General features: G+C 38.6%; 20 protein-coding genes. 1 reads left to right on the top strand and 19 read right to left on the bottom strand.

Features of this window, described 5'->3' with window-relative positions; translation table 11 throughout:
• Window positions 1–12: 12 nt before the first annotated feature.
• The 15 genes from IGI44_RS20710 to IGI44_RS20640 form a co-directional block, all read right to left on the bottom strand.
• The gene (locus IGI44_RS20710) at window positions 13–1440 is read right to left on the bottom strand and encodes an MDR family MFS transporter (RefSeq protein ID WP_438789807.1); all 1428 of its coding nucleotides are present in this window, start codon (window positions 1438–1440) and stop codon (window positions 13–15) included.
• A 103-nt stretch (window positions 1441–1543) separates the two neighbouring features.
• On the bottom strand, window positions 1544–1855 hold the full coding sequence (locus IGI44_RS20705) for a PTS sugar transporter subunit IIB (RefSeq protein WP_438789806.1): 312 nt from the start codon (window positions 1853–1855) through the stop codon (window positions 1544–1546).
• Window positions 1856–1873: 18 nt separating this feature from the next.
• The gene (locus tag IGI44_RS20700; RefSeq protein ID WP_438789805.1) at window positions 1874–3220 is read right to left on the bottom strand and encodes a PTS sugar transporter subunit IIC; all 1347 of its coding nucleotides are present in this window, start codon (window positions 3218–3220) and stop codon (window positions 1874–1876) included.
• A gap of 29 nt (window positions 3221–3249) precedes the next feature.
• Window positions 3250–4107 carry a Cof-type HAD-IIB family hydrolase gene (locus IGI44_RS20695; RefSeq protein ID WP_438789804.1) on the bottom strand — a complete coding sequence of 286 codons (858 nt, stop codon included), beginning with the start codon at window positions 4105–4107 and terminating at the stop codon, window positions 3250–3252.
• Window positions 4108–4118: 11 nt separating this feature from the next.
• Window positions 4119–5096: a sugar phosphate isomerase/epimerase family protein gene (locus IGI44_RS20690; RefSeq protein WP_438789803.1), complete on the bottom strand. Its 978-nt coding sequence runs from the start codon at window positions 5094–5096 to the stop codon at window positions 4119–4121.
• A 13-nt stretch (window positions 5097–5109) separates the two neighbouring features.
• The gene (locus IGI44_RS20685; protein WP_438789802.1) at window positions 5110–5502 is read right to left on the bottom strand and encodes a C-glycoside deglycosidase beta subunit domain-containing protein; all 393 of its coding nucleotides are present in this window, start codon (window positions 5500–5502) and stop codon (window positions 5110–5112) included.
• A 253-nt stretch (window positions 5503–5755) separates the two neighbouring features.
• Window positions 5756–6859: a Gfo/Idh/MocA family protein gene (locus IGI44_RS20680; RefSeq protein WP_438789801.1), complete on the bottom strand. Its 1104-nt coding sequence runs from the start codon at window positions 6857–6859 to the stop codon at window positions 5756–5758.
• A 27-nt stretch (window positions 6860–6886) separates the two neighbouring features.
• Window positions 6887–7969 (bottom strand): Gfo/Idh/MocA family protein, encoded by a 1083-nt coding sequence (locus tag IGI44_RS20675; RefSeq protein ID WP_438789800.1) that lies wholly within the window; start codon window positions 7967–7969, stop codon window positions 6887–6889.
• Between the two features lie 2 nt (window positions 7970–7971).
• Complete coding sequence (locus IGI44_RS20670; protein ID WP_438789799.1) at window positions 7972–8313, bottom strand: nuclear transport factor 2 family protein; 342 nt, start codon at window positions 8311–8313, stop codon at window positions 7972–7974.
• A gap of 11 nt (window positions 8314–8324) precedes the next feature.
• Window positions 8325–9311 carry a sugar phosphate isomerase/epimerase family protein gene (locus IGI44_RS20665; protein ID WP_438789798.1) on the bottom strand — a complete coding sequence of 329 codons (987 nt, stop codon included), beginning with the start codon at window positions 9309–9311 and terminating at the stop codon, window positions 8325–8327.
• A gap of 1 nt (window position 9312) precedes the next feature.
• Entirely contained in the window at window positions 9313–9744 is a 432-nt protein-coding gene (locus tag IGI44_RS20660) for a C-glycoside deglycosidase beta subunit domain-containing protein (RefSeq protein ID WP_438789797.1), read from the bottom strand.
• Window positions 9745–9762: 18 nt separating this feature from the next.
• On the bottom strand, window positions 9763–10677 hold the full coding sequence (locus tag IGI44_RS20655) for a sugar phosphate isomerase/epimerase family protein (protein ID WP_438789796.1): 915 nt from the start codon (window positions 10675–10677) through the stop codon (window positions 9763–9765).
• A gap of 171 nt (window positions 10678–10848) precedes the next feature.
• The gene (locus tag IGI44_RS20650; protein WP_438789795.1) at window positions 10849–13158 is read right to left on the bottom strand and encodes a GH39 family glycosyl hydrolase; all 2310 of its coding nucleotides are present in this window, start codon (window positions 13156–13158) and stop codon (window positions 10849–10851) included.
• A gap of 186 nt (window positions 13159–13344) precedes the next feature.
• Window positions 13345–14295 (bottom strand): L-lactate dehydrogenase, encoded by a 951-nt coding sequence (locus IGI44_RS20645; protein WP_438789794.1) that lies wholly within the window; start codon window positions 14293–14295, stop codon window positions 13345–13347.
• Window positions 14296–14341: 46 nt separating this feature from the next.
• Window positions 14342–15310, bottom strand: a complete 969-nt coding sequence (locus tag IGI44_RS20640) for a TDT family transporter (protein WP_438789793.1) — start codon at window positions 15308–15310, stop codon at window positions 14342–14344.
• A 149-nt stretch (window positions 15311–15459) separates the two neighbouring features.
• Between IGI44_RS20640 and IGI44_RS20635 the strand changes: the two genes are divergently transcribed.
• The gene (locus IGI44_RS20635; protein ID WP_438789792.1) at window positions 15460–16299 is read left to right on the top strand and encodes a LysR family transcriptional regulator; all 840 of its coding nucleotides are present in this window, start codon (window positions 15460–15462) and stop codon (window positions 16297–16299) included.
• Window positions 16300–16493: 194 nt separating this feature from the next.
• On the opposite strand, the gene IGI44_RS20630 is transcribed toward IGI44_RS20635, so the two are convergent.
• From IGI44_RS20630 to IGI44_RS20615, 4 genes are all read right to left on the bottom strand, one after another.
• Window positions 16494–17816: a PTS sugar transporter subunit IIC gene (locus IGI44_RS20630; RefSeq protein WP_438789791.1), complete on the bottom strand. Its 1323-nt coding sequence runs from the start codon at window positions 17814–17816 to the stop codon at window positions 16494–16496.
• Window positions 17817–17931: 115 nt separating this feature from the next.
• Entirely contained in the window at window positions 17932–19296 is a 1365-nt protein-coding gene (locus tag IGI44_RS20625; protein WP_438789790.1) for a glycoside hydrolase family 1 protein, read from the bottom strand.
• Window positions 19297–19410: 114 nt separating this feature from the next.
• Complete coding sequence (locus IGI44_RS20620) at window positions 19411–20208, bottom strand: MurR/RpiR family transcriptional regulator (RefSeq protein WP_438789789.1); 798 nt, start codon at window positions 20206–20208, stop codon at window positions 19411–19413.
• A 302-nt stretch (window positions 20209–20510) separates the two neighbouring features.
• Window positions 20511–21728, bottom strand: coding sequence for an MFS transporter (locus IGI44_RS20615; protein WP_438789788.1), 1218 nt, complete (start codon window positions 21726–21728; stop codon window positions 20511–20513).
• Window positions 21729–21810: the final 82 nt, after the last annotated feature.

The raw sequence follows: 21810 nt of genomic DNA, 5'->3' as shown, positions 1-21810 counted from the left end.
CCTATCGCTCGTTTATGAATCCGTTTCGTTACTGATCTTGTACTCATTTCCTGGCTTTTGGTTAAAAACAAAGAGCCGTGTAATCAATCCTATTTCGACGACGAATAAGGCCAATAAAAAAATGAAGCCGAATTTAGACCCATTTATTACCGCTTCTGCAAGATTATCTGCGTACTGAGTTTGATTCTTTGAGATAATTGCAGCAACAATCGAGGTTCCAGCAGCTCCAGCAAATTGCTGGAATGTCATAATGATGGCATTCCCATTTGCTTGATGCTCCTCAGCGAGCTGTCTTAAGCCATTTGTCATTAAGTTTCCAAAAGAGAAGCCGATCCCAATCGTAAAAAGGAAGTACAGCAGACCGATCATGAAATTACTCATCGTATCACAAAGAATTGTAAAGAGAACCAAAGACAAAGTGATGACGATACAACCAAATAATATTGGCTTTTTAGGACCAAATCGATCGAGCAAACGACCGCCTAAAGGTGTAAATAATGAGCCTAAGATAGCTCCAGGAAAAACGACAAAGCCGGAAACCTGTGCGCTACTTCCATTTACCAATTGAATATAATTAGGCAAAATAAACACAAGCCCCATCAAAACCAATTGCATAATAAAGAAACAGATGACATGAAGGCAATAGGTCGAATTACTGAGCAGGCTAAAATCTAGAATAGGATTCGTGATTTTTTTCGAACGTCCAATCAAACTTGCTAGGCCACCAATACTAAGAACAAAGGCACCAACTACTTGAATTGTCAAAAAGTCGTAATTTCCCATATTACTGAAGCCAAGAATTGAACCAATAAAGAAGAACGCAATCGCCAGCAAACTAAAGAAATCAAAAGAGGAGCGTTTTACTTCACTTTTTTGTTCAATCGTTGTGATTCCTACAAGTAACGCCAAAAGCATGACAGGAATAATTAGGATAAAAATAAAACGCCATCCTAACCTAGTAACAACTAAGCCACCGAATGTAGGACCAATTGCTGGTGCAATTGCCGGGATCATCGTACCTACGCCCATCATCGTTCCCATTTTAGAAGCAGGAACCTGCTCCAAAATGATATTGAACATCAATGGTAATCCGATACCTGTTCCCATTCCTTGTACAACCCGCCCAATCAATAATACGGAAAAAGATGGTGCGAGCGCGTCAATGATTATTCCGGCTGTAAAGAAACAAAGTGCCATTAAAAATAAGGTCTTGTTTTTAAAGGAGCGTTTTAAAAATCCGGATAAAGGAATAACGATTGCAAGAACTAATAAATAGATGGTGATCATCCATTGTACCGTTGCAGTATTTACATTGAATTCTCGACTTAATGTCGGGAATGTCACATTCATTGCCGTTTCAACTAGCACCCCGCAAAAAGATAAGATCCCCGTGGAAATGACTGCGCCAATGACTTTTGCTGTTAATTTCTGTTGTTCCATGTTTTTTTCTCCATTTCTAAAAATCAGTAAAAAATGAGTTATCTACATTTCCTACTAAAAAACGTGTTTATAAAAACGACGACTGAACCAGTCGCCGCTTCACCTATTTTTTCACTAATGAAAGTGCCTGCTGTAGCACTTTCTCCCCGTTCATTGTTCCATAGGCAGACATATCAATGATTGAAACAGGGATTTTCCCTTCAACCATCTCTTTGACCTGCTTCTCTTTGAAGCGTACTTGAGGACCTAATAGAACCACATCCTTGTCTGCTAGATGATTCTTCAGATCATCTACAGGTCTTGCGTCTACAGCTGTTTCGATTGATTGTTCCGCACCGGCCTTTTCAATTTTTTCAATTAAAAGACTGGTACTCATGCCCGCGTTACAGACTAATAGAATATTGATTTTTTTCATAATTCCCTCTCCTTTACTCTATTCTACGATTGATGTATGGTTCTCGATTTCAATTTCCTCTGCTACTTCTTCTTTAGTTTGGAGGCTTTCTTGCTCACGTTTATATTCTAAGTTATCAGCCATTTTAAAGAATGGGAAGTAAATCCCAGTTGCAACAACAACACATAGAGCCTGAGCTAAAAGCATTCGCCAACCACCGGCAATGATTGCATTAACAAAGGTTGGTGTTCCTGTCGGTAATTGTGCGCCAATCATACGGGGAACAAAACCAGTAGTGATGGACAAATAACCAATCAGTCCTGTGACTAATGGTGTCACAACCGTCGGAATCAGGAAAGTTGGATTCAAACAAATTGGCGTACCAAAAGTAATCGGCTCATTGATTCCAAAGAAGGTCGGTACACTTGTAATTCGACCAATATTCTTGTATTGATCACTCTTAGCAAAGAAGATAAAGCAGATGGCAAGTCCTAAGACACATCCGCCGCCACCAATTTCCAAAAAGACTGATGTAAATCCAAAATCAATTAAGTTTGGCGGTGTCGTTCCAGCTGCTGCGGCATTCATATTCTCAATCGTCATCGTTTGCAGGATTGGTGCATAAACCCCGAAAATAATCGCTTTCCCGTGGATACCAAACCACCAGAACAAGCCGATCAGCGCATACGCCAGCATAACTCCACCAACAGAACCGCCGATTTGTTGAATTGGTACCTGAAGAACGCTATAGACCAAATTGTGAACGCTACCAAAACTAGTGAACGTAAAGCCCCATGAGACCAATGACATGATAAAAGTAATAGCAAAAAACGGAATAATAGAACTAAAGGATTTTTCTACAAAGCTTGGGACACTGTCTGGCATATGGATGGTGATATTATTTTTAATGAACCAACTATAGATTTTGGCTACTAACAACCCAACAATAATCCCAACAAACATTCCCTTTGAACCAATATAATCGAAGCTAATAAAGTCAACCGGACGAACGGTATCATGAACCTGTTGTTCAATCGTTGAAAGCGGCGTTAACAACAGGAATGAAATAATTCCTAATACGCCCGGAAACATCCCTTCGATATCGTATGACTTTGCTAAGTTATAGGCAATGAAATAAACAACGATCAATCCCATAATATTGCTCGTAAAAATTCCAGGAAGTAATAATAATGACTTCAAGCCATTTCCTTCGATAAAACTTTGATATCCAGCAAAAGGCAAATTAGCGATTAATGTACACATTGCACCAGTAATACTGGCTGGGATCGTCATAACCATCCCTTTACTCACTGCTTTCAGGTAGCGATTATCAGAAACCTTTTCAGCCGCCAACTGTAATTTACCAAGGTTGTCGATAAAACTCATAATCAAATCTCCTTTTCATTTAGCTTGACCTAGACAAAGCGTGCGATTGCCTTCCCAACACCATTTGCATCATTCGTGTCTGTCAGATATTTCGCTTGCGCCTTCACTGCTTCAATTGCATTGCCCATTGCAACAGTGTAGCCAAACGAATCACTCAGCATCCCCAAATCATTGTAACTATCTCCAATTGTCATCACTTCATCCAAAGTTATTCCCTTATTCGCTGCATAGTGCATGATAGCCTTGCCCTTATCAGCCAATGGATTCGTGATCTCCAGATTGATGTCAAAAGAACCGGTGGCATTCACTGGATATTTTTTTGACAGCTCAGTACGTAATTGCGCAATGAGCGCTCTTTTTGCCGAAAAACTAATGATCTTACCAATTTTATAGTCCTGCTCAATTAGCTCATCCACAGTGGCAATCCGATTGATTTCCTTGTAGAGAAAATGCTCCTTAGCACTTTGATAGGCTTCCTCATAAGAAATTTCTGGATGAAAATTGATGATTTTTGTCGCTACAGCATCTTTGCAGGTTTCTTCATCACTTGGCGAAAAGGACCCTCCTGTCGTGTAAAGTTCGACAAATAGATTATTTTCCATCAATTCTGCAACAATCTTTTTTACTACGGAATTCTCAAGATACAGACTCTGAACGATTTCCCCCTGCGCATTACGCAGCTCACTACCGTTCATCACAAGGTAGTTGCACTCAATTCCTGCGTCAACTACCTGTGAATGTGCGTCTTCAAAGGATCTTCCAGTAGTGATGATGAATTCGACCCCTTTATTCTGAGCCCTTTTAATTGCTTGGGAATTCGCCTCAGAAATAGCGTGATCGCTGCTGACCAGTGTGCCATCCATATCGGATGCGATCAGTTTAATCATCTTCTCACCTACTATCCAATCACTCTTTCTAGTAATGCTTGATGCCGTTTGACCTGTGTAATACTGTCTACTTCCATATAATCCTGAATATGACGATTGCCCTCATATTCACTACAGATATAGCCATTGTAGCCAGCCTCTTTCAATGTAGTGATCACATCTTGATACGGAATACTCGTTTCCTGCAGATCTTCTGTAATATCGTAAAATTTCCCATGAATGTGAGAAATATATGGCATATTGTCGATCAAAATTTTCGGATCGGTATAGACGAAGTGGCGGCAGAATTCTGCGAAAGCCTTATCCGCTTCGGTTGCTTCTTTCATTTTTGATACGCTTTCAAAAGTTTCATCGCGGTTGATGCCCTTTTCATAGTTGTCACTAACCAGTTTGATAATCTCAGGAGTACCGCCTTTACGAATATAGGCATCTTGAAAAATTGAGCCGATGCGTTTCGTAAAGATCCCAAAGTCGGGCATGATACTAAACCATTCCGTCCCGCTCTCCTTAATGTAATCTAATCGTTCTTCAAACCAAGGCGTGCCAAACGTAAAGGGAGCGTGAACCTCTAAGGCGATCTTGACATTGGCTTCCTCTGCATAAGGCAAGCTTTGCTTTACTACTTCTAAAGGAGTTGATACTAGGGTTCTTAAAATTTTACAGCCTAAGCGGCTCGCAAGTTTTAAGTCTCTCTTCATCATGTCAACATTTTCTGAAGTCGTCAACATCCGATTGGCAAACAATTTATTATCTAAAAAAGCATCATAGGCAATTGGCTTCACGCCATATTTTTCCAGCCATTCGTGCCACTGCTTGACAAAATCATCAGAAATATTCGGGAAAGTCGGCAGCATTTGTTCAGGTAAAAATTCAATACCTGTCGCACCTGTTTTTGCGGCTTCCCGGATACAATCCTCAAGGGTCATTTTCCCTGTATAAAACTCATCTTGGTAACTGTAAAGTGATACTCCACGTTTGATCGTACTCATCATTTCATCTCCTCTATGCTTCTAGCACCAATATTTTTTCGTCATCGCCGGTATTATTAAATGGTAAATAAGAAATGCGTAAACTTACAAAGGCGTGAACCTTATGCTCACCCTCAGATAAACCACCAGCTTTTTTCACAAAGACAGTGATCGTTTCAATCATTTCCCAACGATGGTTAATGACCGTTGGCAATTCATCAAAGGTAAAGGTTTCACCTTTTACTGTAATCAACATGTCTTTGTTATCGACTTTTTCGCCATCGACCGTTAAATCTAACACTTCCACACAACTCATAGGAATTCCGCGATAATAAGGTACTCGCAACTGCACCTCATAACCAGTTACCTGATTGCTTTCACGTACATTGCGAAACCCTTCTGGATTCACTAAATATTTTTCAAACATTCTTTTGCCTCCTTTTTTTCGAATAAACGGTGTTCCAGAAGTAGCTTCTTCTACGCAAGCTCCACATACAGTTACTGCTAAGTTTCACTAAGCAGAGCTAGCATTCGAAATAAGCGAAATTTCGTAAAAATTTTAAACGCACCGAGTAGGTACCCTTCAACATCAGTTCCTACGTCACTATGTTCCTTGGCAATTTTCGGAAATTCCTTCTTATTTCTTGAAGCCGTCCACTTCTGTCACAACCACAATTGTTTTATAGTTTTACTTCGTTTCCTGTTTCCGCAGCTTTATAGATGGCAGCTAAAACCTGGGTTACTTTGAAGGCCTGCTCCGGTTTTACCAATGGCTCAGTATCATTAATGATCGCTTCTAGCCATTGCTTGGCTTCGATTTTTTCTGGATCAGAATCCCCGCCCTCAAAGAAAGCAATATTACCCGATGTACTGATATTTTCTTCCGTCAGCAAGCCGTTTTTCGAACGATTGTAGGTCAATTGATTGACTGGGTAGCTCATTCCCGCATCGATTTGTGCCCCGGCTTTTGTTCCGCATAAAGTCGTCGCCGCTTCCTTTGATTCCAAGACATTCAATGCCCAAGAGGCTTCCAAGAAAATCGTTGAACCGTCCTTCATTTTAATGAAACCAAAAGCCGAATCCTCTACTTCATAACTATCCGTATCCCACGGACCGAACAAGTTGCCTTCTTCTGCACCAGGAAGGTTACCTAATTTATTGAAAACAGAACCTGTCACCGATTCGACTTCATAGTTATCCATCATCCATAAAGTGATATCTAACGCATGCGTTCCGATATCAATTAATGGTCCGCCGCCTTGTTGTGATTTGTCTGGAAAAACACCCCAAGTTGGAACGGCTTTTCGTCTGATCGCGTGGGCTTTGGCAAAATAGATTTCACCTAGCTCGCCATTTACGCAGGATTCGTGAAGGGCTGTCACTTCACTTCTAAAACGATTTTGATAGCCGATGGTAAATTTCTTGCCGGATTTTTTCCAGGCATCCATCATTAATTGTGCTGCTTCTGGTGTATGAGCCATTGGTTTTTCACAAAGCACGTGCTTTCCAGCTTCAAAAGCTGCGACTGTAATGGGACTATGGCTGACATTTGGTGTACAAACATGCACAACATCAATGGATTTGTCTTTCAACAGCTCATTGTAATCTTCATAGTATTTTGCATCAGCAGAGCCGAACTCTTCCGCCGCTTTTTTTGCCCGTTCTATCTTAGTGTCACAAAATGCGACGATCTCGCATTTATCACTTTGACTTTTCAGTGCTGGAAAATGCTTATTATTTGCGATTCCTCCACATCCGATAATCCCGATTCTTACTTTTTTCATGTTTGTTCTTCCTCTCCATTTCTTCTATTATTTACTGGAATAATCAATCTCCAAGTTGATGCTTTGATGGTACTTCGCTGAGATACGGATCGCATCTAAGACCTTCATTAAGCCGAAAATCTGCTCAGGCTGAACCACTAATTCTGCTTTTCCTTGAACGTAATCATAGTAGTTATCGAAAAACATTTGATGGTTAACTGAAACCTCAGGTAATTCTTCTGTAAAAATTCTGCCTTCTGGAGCCGGTCCAAAGCTGCGCGTTGGACCAGCGTGTGTCATTGTGATCTGGCCAGGCACATTGCTCAATAAAGCCGAAGTTCTCGTGATTTCGCCTTTCGGATTGAAGCCGTCAATTTTAGCGCTTCCTTGATCACCGCCGATAAACCAGTGACGTTCAAACCAATTTTCAGAACTGTTTAAGAAATAGGTGCCCAATTCGACTTGCGCATTCACGCCATTTTCAAAATACAATTGAATATTAAAATAATCGTCCACCTGTTCATTGATCACATTTCGCACATTTGCGTAAAGTGATACTAATTTTGACGGCATCATCCATAAAATCTGATCGATTAGATGAACACCCCAGTCATAGAGCATACCTCCACCAAATTCAGGATAAACATGCCAGTCGTGCATATTTCCGTTAAACCCATAAAGAGCACTTTTTACGGTATACGTTTCCCCTACTAAGTTTTGAGCATAGACTTCCTTGGCTACACGATAATCGTGATCCCAGCGACGTTGATGGTGAACTGTAAAACGAACCTGCTCCTTTTCAACAACCGCTAGCATCTGCTCAACTTCAGCGGCATTCATTGCCAATGGCTTTTCACAGATAATATCCTTCTGTGCTTCTGCCGCTTTCGTCACTATTTCCAAATGAAGCTGATTCGGCACTGCGATTATCACCGTATCAATCGTTGGATCAGCTAATAATTCATCTGCGGAAGTATACGTATCCACCCCATCAGGAGCAAAGCTAAATTGCGCTTCATTTGTATCACAGACAGCTTTTAGCTGTGCATACGCTAGCTTTTTGATTGTTTCAGCATGCGTTTGACCCATAAAGCCAAAGCCGATAATGCCAAAATTCAATACTTTTTCCATCTCTATTTCCCCCTATCAAAATAATCCCAATGTTCTACAAATTGATTCTCTGCTATTCGATATAAATCTACGACATGAGCCTTCGTCTTCCCTTTTGGATCAACGCTTCGTAAAAATACAGCAGCATACTCTTCATCCAAAACAATTCGATCTACTTCAAGATGAAAATACTCGTCAGACGCAAATTTTTTCGAAAAAGCTTCTATTAGACCTTCTCTGCCGTTCTCAACTCCCGGATTGTGTTGGCGATAGTTTTCTGCGATCAAAGCTTCGGCTGCCTCCAATCGTTGCTGGTTAAAAAAGCGTTCGTAAAAGGTGAGAATGGTTTGTTTTGTGATTGCCATCGTCTGATACACTAGTCTTTTTCTAAAAACCGCTTTGCCATGGCAAGCTGTCTTTTCGTAAATTCCGTTCCGCCGCAATAAAGCTCATCTTCATACTCACTGATCAAATAGCCATCAAAATCGGACTTCTTTATCACCTCAAGAATCTCTTGATACGGAATACTAGGCTCTACTAAATCTTCATCCAAATAATGGAACTTGGCGTGAAATTCCACACAGTATGGCAAGATTTCGGTCAATTCCTCCAACATCCGTGGAAGCTCCTCTTTTGGCTTGAATTGAACAAATCCATACATTCCCTGCAGTGTTTGATTGATAGCAGGATGAGCACCCATAGCCATTAATTTCTCCCGAGCCTCCTCCAAAGGAACTCCCTGTCGACGCAGATCCGCAGCCAGCTGTAGATGTTCTTCTTCAACGCCCGCTTTTAAAGCTTTTAGCCAATGTGGTTTATTGGGCGCTATGGCAAAGCAGCCAAAATCGGGAATGAAACCAAGATAAGGTGAATTCGTTCGTTTCATAACCTCTAAATACTGCCGCATCAATGGTGAAAGCGGAGATTCAGGGTTGTGAATCTCGATTCCTACTTGCACTCCATATAATTCTGCATAAGGTGCCAACCGTTCAAATGCTTTCGGTGACAGCATGTATTGTGAACGCATCACTTTGCAGCCTAATTTGTGTGCCGTTTTCAAATCAATGATGGTATCTGCCAGCATCTCATCATCGGTTAAATTCCGATCATGCAGCATTCCTTTATCGTTATTCGCTCCATAACCGACAGGAGCAATTCCATATTTTGCTTTTAAACGTTGAATCATTCCTAAAAAATCATCACTGACATTGGGATATGATGGAATCATCTGAGTTCCAACGATCTCATAGCCTTCTGCACCAGCTAAATAGGCTTGCTTCACGCACTCTTCAAAATCATATTGGTATCTCGCATATTCCGTTCCGTAACAGAACAGTGTCGCTCCTAATTTCATACGGCTCATCTCACTCTCCTTCAAAGCTGACCGAAACTTTTTCACCTGAATCCAGCGGCATAAAATCATGCTCCGGCCCTATTTGCATATATGGAATACGAAGCACTAATTTCAATTCGATGTCATGCTCTCCTGCTAATCCGCCCGGTTTTAGAACATGTAGCTTCGCCGGTTCCACTTGGCTCCAAAATTCCGTAACTGCATATTTTAACTTATAAAGTGAAAGCTCTTTTCCTTTCAGCTCAAAAGTTACTGCTTCGTCTGGAATCTTCTCACCGTCAATTAAAACCTCAAGTAAGTCAATATCAGATAAATAATGTCCTCGATAATAGGCTAACTGGATATCAAAGGAAAACCCTTGTTTCTTTCCATTGATATAAAGATTCTCAAAAGACTCTGTTTTAATGATCTGTTCATTAAACTGCATTCGCATAACAAACATTTCTGATTACTCCTCCCGCTAAATGACAAAATTGCGTAAATAGTTGGTACTTAACCTGACCGATTTTTTTACATCCTCATACGTCTTCTCAAACGCCTTGTCCTCTACTTCAATGCAGCTATAGCCCTCAAATCCTATGTCGGTCAAGGCCGAAACGTATTTCCCCCAATCAACATCCCCTAGACCAGGAAGTTTCGGAGACATGTATTGCAACGGAGCCACCATCACTCCCACGTCCTTCAATTTTTCCGGATAAAGCTTGATGTCTTTATAATGAACATGGAAAATTTTGTCCTTAAACTCGTAAAGCGGCGCAATGTAATCAATCTGCTGCCAAACAAAATGAGATGGATCATAGTTCAATCCAAGCGCTTTACTATCAAGCCGTTTGAATACCTCCCGCCAAATTTTCGGTGTTGTCATCAAGTTCTGACCACCAGGCCACTCATCTTCAGTAAAAAGCATCGGACAGTTCTCGATACCAATCCGAACATCCATTTTCTCCGCATAATCAAGAATCGGCTTCCATACACGTTCCATCTCATTAAGGTTCTCAGTTAACGACTTTGTCTGCATCCGTCCGATAAAGGTTGTAACTAGATTTACTTTCAATAATTTAGCAGCATCAATCAACCGATATAAATGGGCAATCGCCTTTTCTCTCTTTACTAAATCCTCATCCAATGGATTGGGGTAATACGCTAGCGCCGAAATTTCTACCTGCTTGCTAGCTGCATAAGCAAGAATTTCTTGCGCTTTTGCTTGATCCAAATTACTCACATCAATATGAGAAACACCTGCATATCTGCGCGCCGCTTTTTCTTTTGGCCAACACGCGACCTCCACACAATCTAAGCCGTTGTCTGCTACGATATCAATCATTTCTTCAAAATCACTTTGATCTAAAATGGCACTAACAATTCCTAATTTCATGTTCCCACCTCTGTTTCTTTTATCTACACTTGAAGTATAAAGCGCTTTCTAAAGATGGGAATTCTGTTTTTTGTGAAAATACTTGCTGTTTTTTGTCTTCTTGAAAAGGAACAAGAAAAAAAGACAAAAACAATATGATTGTTTTTGTCTTTTTTAGAATGACTACTTCATTTATTGACGCTTTTTAACATTAATCACGTAAAACTCATTGGTAGTCAACTGTTTATGAATAACCAAACGATGATTAGTAACCTGCACCTCTTCAAGTTTTTGTAGCGGCGTATTCATCTTATCCAGATAACTTAAATCTGAGGCACGTAAATGCCTTGTAAAGTTGAATCGTTTCCACTGATTAAACAAATCTCCATGGTCCTTCAAACAGGAAAAAATTCGTAATTCATACTCTCCATTTGAAATACCTGAAAAAATTAATTCCTCTTCAAATTCGTTTTTCTCAAAAAAATTTTCTACTTCCATCTGCTTTAAATGAGCTTCATCTTTTAGAAAATACAGACTGCTAGGGTGCGTATAATTATGACCCAATACGAAAAATTCGTCACCATCTGAAGAAGCAATTAAATGGCGTCCATCCTTATACAATAATTGCAGTCCTCTCAATTGATCAAAAAATTTCATTGCATGCATAGCAGGCTTCGATAAGCCATTTTTATTAAGGAGACCATTTCCTCCAGTTAAAAAGGAATAGCTGTTAGGACTTTTTTGCGCCAGATCTGAGCCAAGCCAATAACCTAGCCCCGCCACCTGATCAAACACATCGATGATACTTTTAACGATAAATGCCCCTTTGTACAAGCTATCATTTAATAAATTACTGCGTGAAACCGTATTACTCCATTCAGAAATATAGATCGGTTTCGACAAGCTGCTTTGCTTGATGTGCTGCAATTGCTGTACAAGAAAATCTGGATCCGTCACTCGTTGGAAATTTCTTTTCTCCCGAACAAGTCGATTGGAATAGGGAAAAAGTACGAAAGAATAAAAATCAAAATTACAGTCCGAAAGCTCTTCATCCAGAAAACTTTCTAGATCTAGATCATTCGTAACGACGAAGTTTCCTCCTCCGATTGAAATGTTGGGAATCAGTTCCTTTATGATCCTATACGTTGTCTGATAGAAGATCGTATATTTAGAAACGAGTGTTTTGTCTTTAGGATCATTTGCTACGAGTTCTATCTTCCATTGCTCAACATTCTGTTTCCCATAGCGATTTAAAATGTGACGACAAAAGGCTCGCAACTTTTTCTTCCATTCATCCATTGAATAATTGCTTTCTTTAAATTGACCGACCAATTTATTCATACTGATCCACGGTACTAATCCAAGCTCTAGCAATGAATCAAGTACACCGTCCATTCTTTCATGAGTTGCTACAGTTTCTTCTTGATTGTTTCTAGCGAAAACTCCCCAAATACGACCATAGGTGAAATGAAGGTTTTCCTGTAAAAAGGAAAGATGCTGCTTCAGATTGCTATTTAAAACCATTTCAGCTTCTCCAACATTCAAAATTTTACACCAAGTTTCTTCGATTATAATCGGTGTTAGCTGTGGATAGTCTAGCTGAAGAATCGCTTTTTTTGACCCATTATTTTCCTGCTGACCTTCTTTATATTGGGCAAAATAATTTCTCACGATAGAATCAGATTCAGAGATGGCTGTCTTTTTTTCAACTTTATGCTGACTCCTGTAATTTGAAGGTGTTTGCTCATAAAGTTCTTTAAATTTTTTATTGAAGCCATTTGTGCTAAAAAAACCATTATCTACCGCGATCCGAGTAATTGTTTTCTCTGAATTTACTAGATCTTGGAGTGCATGGGACATCCGAATGTTACTCAAATAGTCTTTAAAATTCATTCCCATGCTTTTCTTAAAAAATTTAGAAAAGTAGGTAACATCCATATGAACCAAATCTGCCATTTCCGATAACGAAATATTCTCATAATAGCGTTCTTTGATTTCTCGGGTGATTTGCCGTATCCGTTCATCCTGTTCGATCAACAAAGTGCTTTGCTCAAGAAAAAGACTACTCAGCTCATTCAGTAAATGATACAGTTTGCTCATTTGTAAAAAATTAGTCTTGGTATTTTCAAACAAATACAAATCGATAAAATCGATTAAAAGCTGTCGAAGCGAATCGTAATTTTTGCTCGGATTGCTTATCGAATTACAATTAAAAGACACACTCTCCATTTCCAATGCCTGAGATAATAAAAAATCAGAAATTGAAAAACGAAAGAGCAAGCCTTCCTTATCTCTCACCGTTAATTGATACCGCTCATGTTTATTGATCACGACTATATCGTCTGTTTTCATTTCGTAGGATGCATCGTTTACTTGTAAATCCGCACTTCCCTTTAACAGAAAAAATAATTCAGTCGTCCTTGAATCATTCTCGTAAAAAAGAGCATGAGTCATTAGCTGAATATCGCTTTGAGTATCCAGGTAATTAATAATCCTTCCCATCGATTGCGCCCCCTTCTCTCTAATTTTTCTATAGCGTCAATGAAATCCCTTTCTTTTGATGGTACCATAAAAAGTTGAATTGAAAAGCGGTCTTCTAAGTAAGAAAGACACATTCTTCCTGTTTTAAACGGTAAAAGGAGTCCAATGACGGACTCCTCCAATTCTCATTGAATTCAATGAAAAAACCTATTTCTCCTCCAAAGAACGAATGACTTCTCGTAGTTGACTGCATGAAGTCGCAAATTTCTTTCGTTCCTCTGGATCAATGTTCAACTCAATAATTTCTCGCACACCATTTTGATCTACCACTGATGGCACTCCAGTAAATAGGTTCTTTTCTTCATATTCTCCATTCAAGTATGCAGATACAGGTAAAACCGCTTGCTCGTCGTTTAGAATCGCTTTTACAATTCTAGCCACACTTAATCCGATTCCATAAAAAGTCGCTTGTTTTCTGTTTATTATTTCATAAGCTGTATTTTTCACACTATCTGAAATAATTGTTAAATCCTCTACCGTTAAGCGATTGTTTTTTACGATAAATTCCAATAATGGTTTCCCTCCTACTGTCGTATGGGACCAGACAGCGACCTCAGAATCTCCATGTTCCCCAATAATATACCCATGAATACTTCTTGGATCAATTTGTAATTTTGCGGCTAACTCCTTGCGAAATCTGGTGGTATCCAATGTCGTTCCCGTACCTACTACTCTGCTGCTTGGCAATCCAGAAGCTTGCCAAGCTATGTAAGTCAAAACATCGACTGGGTTTGATGCAATTACCAACACACCATCAAAGCCTGAATGCATCACTTCTTTTACAACACTTCTAACGATCCCTGCATTTATATCGATTAATTCCAAACGTGTTTGTCCTGGTTTTTGATTCACACCTGCTGTAATCACAACAATATCCGCATCTTTACAATCAGAATACTCGCCAGCCCAAACCTTTATGTTTTCTTGTGCCCAAGACATACCATCTAAAAGATCAAGTGCTTCTCCTTCTGCTTTTTTTTGGTTCACATCAATCAATACTAATTCATTGATCAAACCTTGATTAATCATTGAATAGCCAATACTTGTTCCTACAAAACCTGTTCCCACTACTGCAACTTTTCTACTTGTACTTTTCATATAAAACACTCCTTTAAGAATAGATTTTCTAATCATGTTCTTCTCGCTAAAACTCACGATTTGCTTTTAACGTTTTGGTTTGAGTATAGAGGTGACTAAAATACTTAATTAAGACGTAGCACACCACTAAAATAGCTAAAATAGTCTCGAAAATGCTTAATGATTGAGTCAGCTCAAATAAAAATGGACGGTTTTCCAAAACTTTTGATGCCTTAAATATTGCTGTGGCTGAAATAACTAAGGGAAAAGTAAATGCTGCATAGCTAGGATAAAAACCGACTTTTAGCATTTTCTTCATATTAAGGACAATGCAGAGATAAATAAGTTGCGACAACAGCAATAACAGGATGACGAGTGGAAACGATACATTCTTGCAAACTGATAAATAGCCTGCCAAACAAAGTGACCCTGGTGCTGTCATAATCGTGATCAAAGGAATGGCAGAATCCTCGAACCTTTTTTTATGAACAATTCTCTTTAACATGATTGGCAATAAAATGAGATACGAAATCAACGCGACCCAAACAGCAATCTCACCTATCTCCTTAACAAAGGTCGACGATGTATTCGGAATCACTCCTATGCCAACAAACGTTATAAACCAACTTGGATAGACATACTCAAGAGTGACCTCCACTGGCAAGATGTGAACTGTAATGAAATACCCCATTAACGCAAGGTGTAAAATTATCGCAGTTAACCACAGGCAATCATTCAGCATTAGCTGAGGAAATAATCGTTCCAAAAAAGCAGCGATTACCATTAACGCCATTGTAAACGTCGGAGCCACTGATGCTACAATAGGGTTTCTTAATGCAGCAATTGTGTCTTTAAATGTAAAAATAATTTTGAATAGGAATACGATCATCATCACTAAACCTATGTAGCAAAAAAGATTCCCTATTCTCTCAAATCCTTCCGAAAACAATAGATTTCCTAACGATACAGTCCCTAAGATCAATCCACAAATAGGAATCGGAATGGTCTTTAAAAAATTTTTTATTGTATTATCCATCATTCTTTCCTTTCTAAACTATCGAAAATTTTTATCCTACTTGAAATCTCTTATTTACACCCCTATAATAATCATCAGTTAACTATTTGTAAAATAATGATTTTATATATTCGTTATAAATTTCTTTAATAGAAAAAGGTGGGATTTCGATGTTTGAATTATTGAGAACGTTCATTATTGTTTACGAAACGAGAAATTTTAGTACTGCAGCAAAACAAATGTTTAAGACACAACCGACTATTTCCATTCAAATTCAAAGATTAGAGTCGGAATTAGGCTTTAAACTATTTGATCGGAAAGGAAAACAATTGATCTTACCAACAAAACAGGCTGAGTTTTTATATCCAAAAGTGGTAGAATCCTTAAATTCCCTTTCTAGTATTTTTTCACAGGCAAAAAACGCGAAGAACTTTAAAACAGACTGTATTCTCGCTTGCTCAAATACCACAGCTGTCCATTTACTACCCAAAATCATGGAAGAATTAATTATGGCGTTTCCATTGGTGGCTTTCGAAATAAAAATTATGAATTCACAGGAAGTGATTGACGCGGTAGAAGGAAACAAGGCTCATATTGGATTAATTGAAAAATCGCTTGTTTCGCCCTTGATTCAAAAAGATTTCGTTTATAAGGATGAACTCGTTTTAGCAGGAGATCTTGATTCTGACTATTGGATTCTGCGAGAAAATGATTCTGGTATGTATCTTATTAACGAAACGTATCTCTATTCAAATCACTTAAATCCACAAATTATTAAAACCAATAATAGCGAAGTTATTTTGTCGTTATTAGAAAACAACATAGGAAAATCAATTATTTCTAAACTAGCCTTACCAGCCTCCTTAAAATGGCGAAAATTAGAAGATGACTATCGATTTAGAGATCTTTTCATCATTAAAAATGTCCAGAGTCCTCTACCTGAAGCGACTTCTATTTACGATATGATCAAAGAATTATTGATCGACTTATGCGACCATTCACTAAATTAAAGGAGGAGTCAAAAAAAATCCTTACAAAATAGAGAAAAAATAGAACCTATCTTAATAATGGACCTTTACGATTATTCAACTACTTTAAGGTACTGAACCTCTTCTAAGACTTCCAAATCTATTGAACACCTTATCCTCAAATCAACAAAGGGCAATCCTCTTCATAAAGAGATAATTGCCCTTTGTGTCACTTATTAAGCTTCGTTAATGCTTGCTTCATCTGCTTTCTTTTCATCTATCTCATTGACCACTACTTCTTCTTGAACCGCTTGATTATCTAATGCTTTAAAAAACGGAAAATAAATCGCCATGGAAATCAGGGTCGCTATAATTTCATAAATCCCAAATGAAAGACTTCCTTGAACGATTCCATGAACAAGCGGGGGTAATGAGCCTGCCCCCAAAATCCCCATCGGAGCAGTGATTACGCCAATCGAAATGAGCAAATGACCCAGAGAAACAAGGACTAAAGGCGTTAGTAAAAAAGGAATCAACAGCATCACATTTAACATGAGCGGCATACCAAAGATCACTGGTTCATTTACACCAAAGAGTCCACTTGGAAAGACAATTTTAGAGAAGGCGCGATAGCGTTTGCTCTTCGAAAAGAAAAACATATTTGCTACTAAACCAATCGTTGCGCCACTTCCTCCTAAACAAGCTAAATCATAAAGACCAAAATTGATCACATGAGGAATTGCCTCACCGGCAGAGACAGCTTCAGTATTACCCGCCAGATAACCTAAAAAGATCGGCATTAAAATCGGAAGTACAGTCATCGATCCATGAATGCCAAAAAACCATAATAAATTTGAAATCAAGATCAATACCAAGAATGCTGGCAAAGTTGCTGTTAGTGATTGCAGTGGTTGCTGCAGCAACGTGTAGATAAAATCCGTTGCTGTTTGAAAATGAGTAAAGCTAAAGAGTAATTTAATTAGTCCAAATAATAAAACGATGGCAACAGCTGGCACAAGTGAAGTAAATGACTTGGTCACCATTTCGGGAACGCCCTGAGGCATTCGAATAGTAAAATTCTTTTTAACAAAAAAAAGCATTACTTGAATCGTCAACAAGGAAACAAAAATTGCGACAAATACACCTTTTGCACCTAAATAGCTCGTGTTTAGATAAGCCAATCGCTCTTCTGGAACATCCGTAAGCGGGCTAAGCATTAAAAAACTCACTAGAGAAATCAACCCAGTGCCCAAAGCATGTTCCTTTATCTTAAAAATTTCCGATCCGCAATAGGCAATACTAAATGCCATATACATTCCTAACAAATCAATCGTAAAATCCGGTACATAATTCAGCAGTGTCCCTAATTGTGTCCGAGTTAAAAAATCTTGATACGGACCCCAACTAAAACTAGCGATGACGGTAAAAATTGATCCCACCATAATGACACCTAACAATGCCATTGATCCAGTACTAACACTTTTTAAGTAACGATTTTCAGAAATTTTATTTGCAACAGGGATGAACCGTTTTTCCATGAAATTGATAAACCTATTCATAAATATCACTCCTTAATCAAATTAATCCAATTTTCATGCCGTATATTCTTCCACTAACTCCTTGAACCTTTGATTCTTTTAATTAGATAAACTGCGAAAAATGCAACTGATATCCTTAATCTTTCAGCTTAATTCTACGTTGATACCAATAATAACTATCCTTTGGAATCCGACGACATTCCCTTACGTCCTCATCCGTTCGATCAACATAGATTAAGCCGTAACGTTTTTTAAACCCTTGATGTGAGCTGACCAGATCAATTAATGACCACGGACAATACCCCCAGACGGGATATCCTTCTGTAATTAGGCGTGTACATTGATTGATATGTTGTTCAAAATAATCGATTCGATAATGATCATGAACTTCTCCACCCTCTAAAACATCTGAAAAAGCCAGCCCATTTTCGGTGACGATCATTGGAAGTCCATAACGCTCATAAATATCGCGCATTCCAATGTATAGCCCTTCTGGATCGATCCCAAATTCCATCCACTTTGTTTTGGTTAAATAAGGATTGTTCCCAAGTGTAAATAGTTCATTACGATAAAACGGCGGTAATTGACTATTGTCTTCACCGTCTTCTAGCGCTCGTACACAAGTACTACAATAATAATTGATCCCAATGAAATCTGGTCGATTATTCTTCAACACTTTGATATCTTCTTCATCATAATCAGGATACCATCCCTTATTTTTCAGATAATTGCTGTAGCTAGTTGGAAATTGTCCAAAAACCGACATATCCAAAAAACAATTCTGTAAAAAATCTTGTGCGTTTCTAGCCGCTAGAATATCTTTGGGCGAAGAAGATTCGGGATAAATCACTTGCATCGAACAAATGGGTCCGATTTTTCCATCCTTAACAATTTCTCGAAATACTTTAATTGTTTTTTTCTCGGCGAGTGACATGTGATAACTCATCTGATACATATTTTTCATTTTTAAATCTGGATTGGCTTCATGATTGCCGTTCAAATCGGTTGCAGCACTGACAATTAGTTGCTCATTAATCGTTCCCCAATTCTTTACACGATCACCGAAATGACGGAAACAAATTTCCGCGTATTTCACAAATAGATCCACACATTTTCTTGACTGCCAGCCAGAAAAATCATCGACGTATTTCTGCGGCATCTCAAAATGATACAGTGTTGGAAAGGGAGTAATTCCATTTTCTAAACAAAGATCGATTAATTGATTGTAAAAATTAATTCCTGCTTGATTTTCTTCATACCCATCGCCCATGATACGCGTCCAATTAAAGGAAAAACGATAAAGAGTAATTCCTAAATCCTTCATTAAAAGTATATCCTCTTTTAGGTGATGATAATGATCAGAGGCAATTTTCGAATCCGCTATACCTTCTGGTATTTTCCTTACATCCGTAGTTGCGATACCTTTTCCTCCTTCGCCGTACCCCCCTTCTACTTGAAATGCCGAAGTAGATGCTCCCCAGTAAAATGTCTTTTTATCCATATGTGTATCGCCCCTTCCTGTTAAATAAACAATATCACGGAAACGATTCTATTTTCGACGACAAAACAAGGCCTCCAGTTTTAAAACTGGAGGCCTTGTTTCAAAATATGAAACTTATGCTAAGTAAACAGTGGTCATATAATAGAAAATTAAAAGTTCCATCACATAAAGAACGGATAAACGTCCTTCCGTATTTTCATTTCGTTCACCGCAAATAATCACGTCATCCGCACTTCGTTCAATCATCGGTGAATTTTTAAAAGTAAAAACAACAATCCGAGCTTTCTTCTTTTTTAAAGCAGCTATCACTTTTTCATTAAAATAGAAAAAGCCACCCTCCATCGAAAAGATCAGTGCCAAACTATCCGGTTGAATTTTTTCAATCGTCTCCAATTGGTCCGCTACTGTGAAGCCTGTGTGAACCCGCTTATCCATCATAGCCAAACGACTTTGAAAGTGCTGGCTCATGAAGGCAGCAAACTCTAATCCGAAGACAACCACGTCGGTGGATTGAGCTATAAGTTGAACAACTTCCTTTAGCTTTTCCTGCGAAAGATGCTGCTGGCAATAAGCCAAATTACTTTGAATATTTTCGCTGAATTCCATCATAAAAGAACTCGCGGTCGCATCCTGCTCGACTGTGTATTTCTTGTCATAATCATGGATGATCGTAATCTCATCTTCACACGCTGATTTAAAGTCGGTATATGTCGCAAATCCGATCAAACGAATAAAGCGTGAAATAGCAGCCGTTGATACAAAGCATTTTTCGCTAAGCTCATAAATCGTCAGTTGAGGAACCTGATTAAAATTATCTAAAATAATCTGTGCGATAAAGTAGTTGTTGTCCTGCTTTTTTTGATTATTGATATATCGAAGTAAGATACTTCTTACAGAATTCCCTAGTTCCATCCGCTTTTCTCCGCTCCGCTTTTTCCATTGATTTTACTTCAAGTATATACTGAAACACATTGCCATTCAATGAGGCTAAGAAATAGCCGATTGCGCCAAAATATTTTAAAAACCAATCTAGCTTTTAAATTAGAAACAACCTGTCAATATAGATACGGCTTTCTTTTTGTTAAGTTCTTTCGAAGAAAACTTAACAAAAAGAAAGCGAACGAGCATGTTTCTATCACTTTTGATAGTTTATGCTCGTTCGACCTTACGGCTCTTTCAATATTGATTTCTTAAAGCTTTATCCAAATACCGCTTTACGCCTCCTGAACTTCTTCATTCCGACTGTGTGTCGCTTGATCAGACTTTTTTTCAATGCGATTACCTAAGCGAGTAATCAATAATACGACTGCCATTAAGCCGCTGATGACGATCCCGGCAAGATAAGAGTTTGCTCCTGCTGAAATCTTGGTTGCTGCAAGCAAAATTGGCGCAGCAAATCCTGCTAATGACGAAATCAGTGTGTTCATCGCGATGGCTACCGGGAACTGCTGATGATTTGCTAAAATGGATAATTCAAACGGAATCGTTGCATTGACCATAACGATCCCCATTCCAGAGAACATATTTCCGGCAATATGCAACACCGGATTATTGAAAAAGACGATACAAAGATAAGATAAGGCGAAAGCTACGAAGCCCCAAGCCATCGTATCTGTTTTAGTAAATTTGCGAATGTATTTCAAGCCAAAAGCAGTGCAAATTCCTCCAACATTTCCTAGTGCGGTAACCATTGCAGTATAAGCTGTACCGTTCCCCTTTGAAGCCAGCAAGATTGACTGATTTGCCATAAAAATCATTAAGCAAAGTGACGTAACAAAAGTCACGATCAACATTACATAAACATAACCATTTAAACTTTTTACCGTTTTACCAAAGCTGATTGAACGTTGGTTAGAAACTTCCTCTTCAGATAATTTTCGGTCTTTAGGTACTAAAACTAACACGACGATTAAAATAAGAATCGCGGCTCCATAAACCCAAAATAGATTTTGCCAATTCGTACTACCTAATACACCGCCGATAGCAGTAAAACCCATCATTCCTAAATTGTTAAAGCCTACCGCCCAGCCCATGACCGCCGCACGCTCTTCACCGTCAAAATGTTCTTGTAATAATACGGGACCAACATTACTGATCAATCCAAGCCCGAATCCTAGAGCGATCATACATGCTAAAATAATATTCAGACTACTGTTATAAAAAACTGGCAGTAAGCCACTGACTGCTACAATAGCTACTGAAACGACGCCGATATTTTTTCTGGTCATTTTATAGGTTAACCAAGTGAAAAGTAAGGTAGCTATCAACTGACCAAGCTGTGGAATGGAACTAAGCATTTGTACCTTAGAGATAGGTTCTTGAGGAAATGATTTTGAAATCGCGGCAATTGCCGCGCCTACAACAGAGCCTGACATCAATAATAGATTCATGCTTAAAATACCTAATGCTAGAGATAATTTTTTCTTATTCATAATGATTGCACTCCTTCATATTTTTGTTTCCGCTTTCAAATGATAATTAAAGTATAGGTTAGAAAAAGTACTACAACCATAT

Source organism: Enterococcus sp. DIV0756 (genome assembly GCF_051710745.1).
Taxonomy (GTDB): domain Bacteria; phylum Bacillota; class Bacilli; order Lactobacillales; family Enterococcaceae; genus Enterococcus_A.
Note: the sequence above shows the minus strand (reverse complement) of the source record. Positions and strands in the feature narration are given on the sequence as shown.

Coding starts and splice junctions, on each gene's coding strand:
- IGI44_RS20625 (WP_438789790.1), bottom strand. CDS start 19,296: ATGGATAAAAAGACATTTTACTGGGGAGCATCTACTTCGGCATTTCAA.
- IGI44_RS20710 (WP_438789807.1), bottom strand. CDS start 1,440: ATGGAACAACAGAAATTAACAGCAAAAGTCATTGGCGCAGTCATTTCC.
- IGI44_RS20690 (WP_438789803.1), bottom strand. CDS start 5,096: ATGAGTACGATCAAACGTGGAGTATCACTTTACAGTTACCAAGATGAG.
- IGI44_RS20660 (WP_438789797.1), bottom strand. CDS start 9,744: ATGTTTGTTATGCGAATGCAGTTTAATGAACAGATCATTAAAACAGAG.
- IGI44_RS20640 (WP_438789793.1), bottom strand. CDS start 15,310: ATGGATAATACAATAAAAAATTTTTTAAAGACCATTCCGATTCCTATT.
- IGI44_RS20635 (WP_438789792.1), top strand. CDS start 15,460: ATGTTTGAATTATTGAGAACGTTCATTATTGTTTACGAAACGAGAAAT.
- IGI44_RS20630 (WP_438789791.1), bottom strand. CDS start 17,816: ATGAATAGGTTTATCAATTTCATGGAAAAACGGTTCATCCCTGTTGCA.
- IGI44_RS20615 (WP_438789788.1), bottom strand. CDS start 21,728: ATGAATAAGAAAAAATTATCTCTAGCATTAGGTATTTTAAGCATGAAT.
- IGI44_RS20655 (WP_438789796.1), bottom strand. CDS start 10,677: ATGAAATTAGGAATTGTTAGTGCCATTTTAGATCAAAGTGATTTTGAA.
- IGI44_RS20675 (WP_438789800.1), bottom strand. CDS start 7,969: ATGGAAAAAGTATTGAATTTTGGCATTATCGGCTTTGGCTTTATGGGT.
- IGI44_RS20650 (WP_438789795.1), bottom strand. CDS start 13,158: ATGGGAAGGATTATTAATTACCTGGATACTCAAAGCGATATTCAGCTA.
- IGI44_RS20685 (WP_438789802.1), bottom strand. CDS start 5,502: ATGTTTGAAAAATATTTAGTGAATCCAGAAGGGTTTCGCAATGTACGT.
- IGI44_RS20695 (WP_438789804.1), bottom strand. CDS start 4,107: ATGATTAAACTGATCGCATCCGATATGGATGGCACACTGGTCAGCAGC.
- IGI44_RS20705 (WP_438789806.1), bottom strand. CDS start 1,855: ATGAAAAAAATCAATATTCTATTAGTCTGTAACGCGGGCATGAGTACC.
- IGI44_RS20620 (WP_438789789.1), bottom strand. CDS start 20,208: ATGGAACTAGGGAATTCTGTAAGAAGTATCTTACTTCGATATATCAAT.
- IGI44_RS20670 (WP_438789799.1), bottom strand. CDS start 8,313: ATGGCAATCACAAAACAAACCATTCTCACCTTTTACGAACGCTTTTTT.
- IGI44_RS20700 (WP_438789805.1), bottom strand. CDS start 3,220: ATGAGTTTTATCGACAACCTTGGTAAATTACAGTTGGCGGCTGAAAAG.
- IGI44_RS20680 (WP_438789801.1), bottom strand. CDS start 6,859: ATGAAAAAAGTAAGAATCGGGATTATCGGATGTGGAGGAATCGCAAAT.
- IGI44_RS20665 (WP_438789798.1), bottom strand. CDS start 9,311: ATGAGCCGTATGAAATTAGGAGCGACACTGTTCTGTTACGGAACGGAA.
- IGI44_RS20645 (WP_438789794.1), bottom strand. CDS start 14,295: ATGAAAAGTACAAGTAGAAAAGTTGCAGTAGTGGGAACAGGTTTTGTA.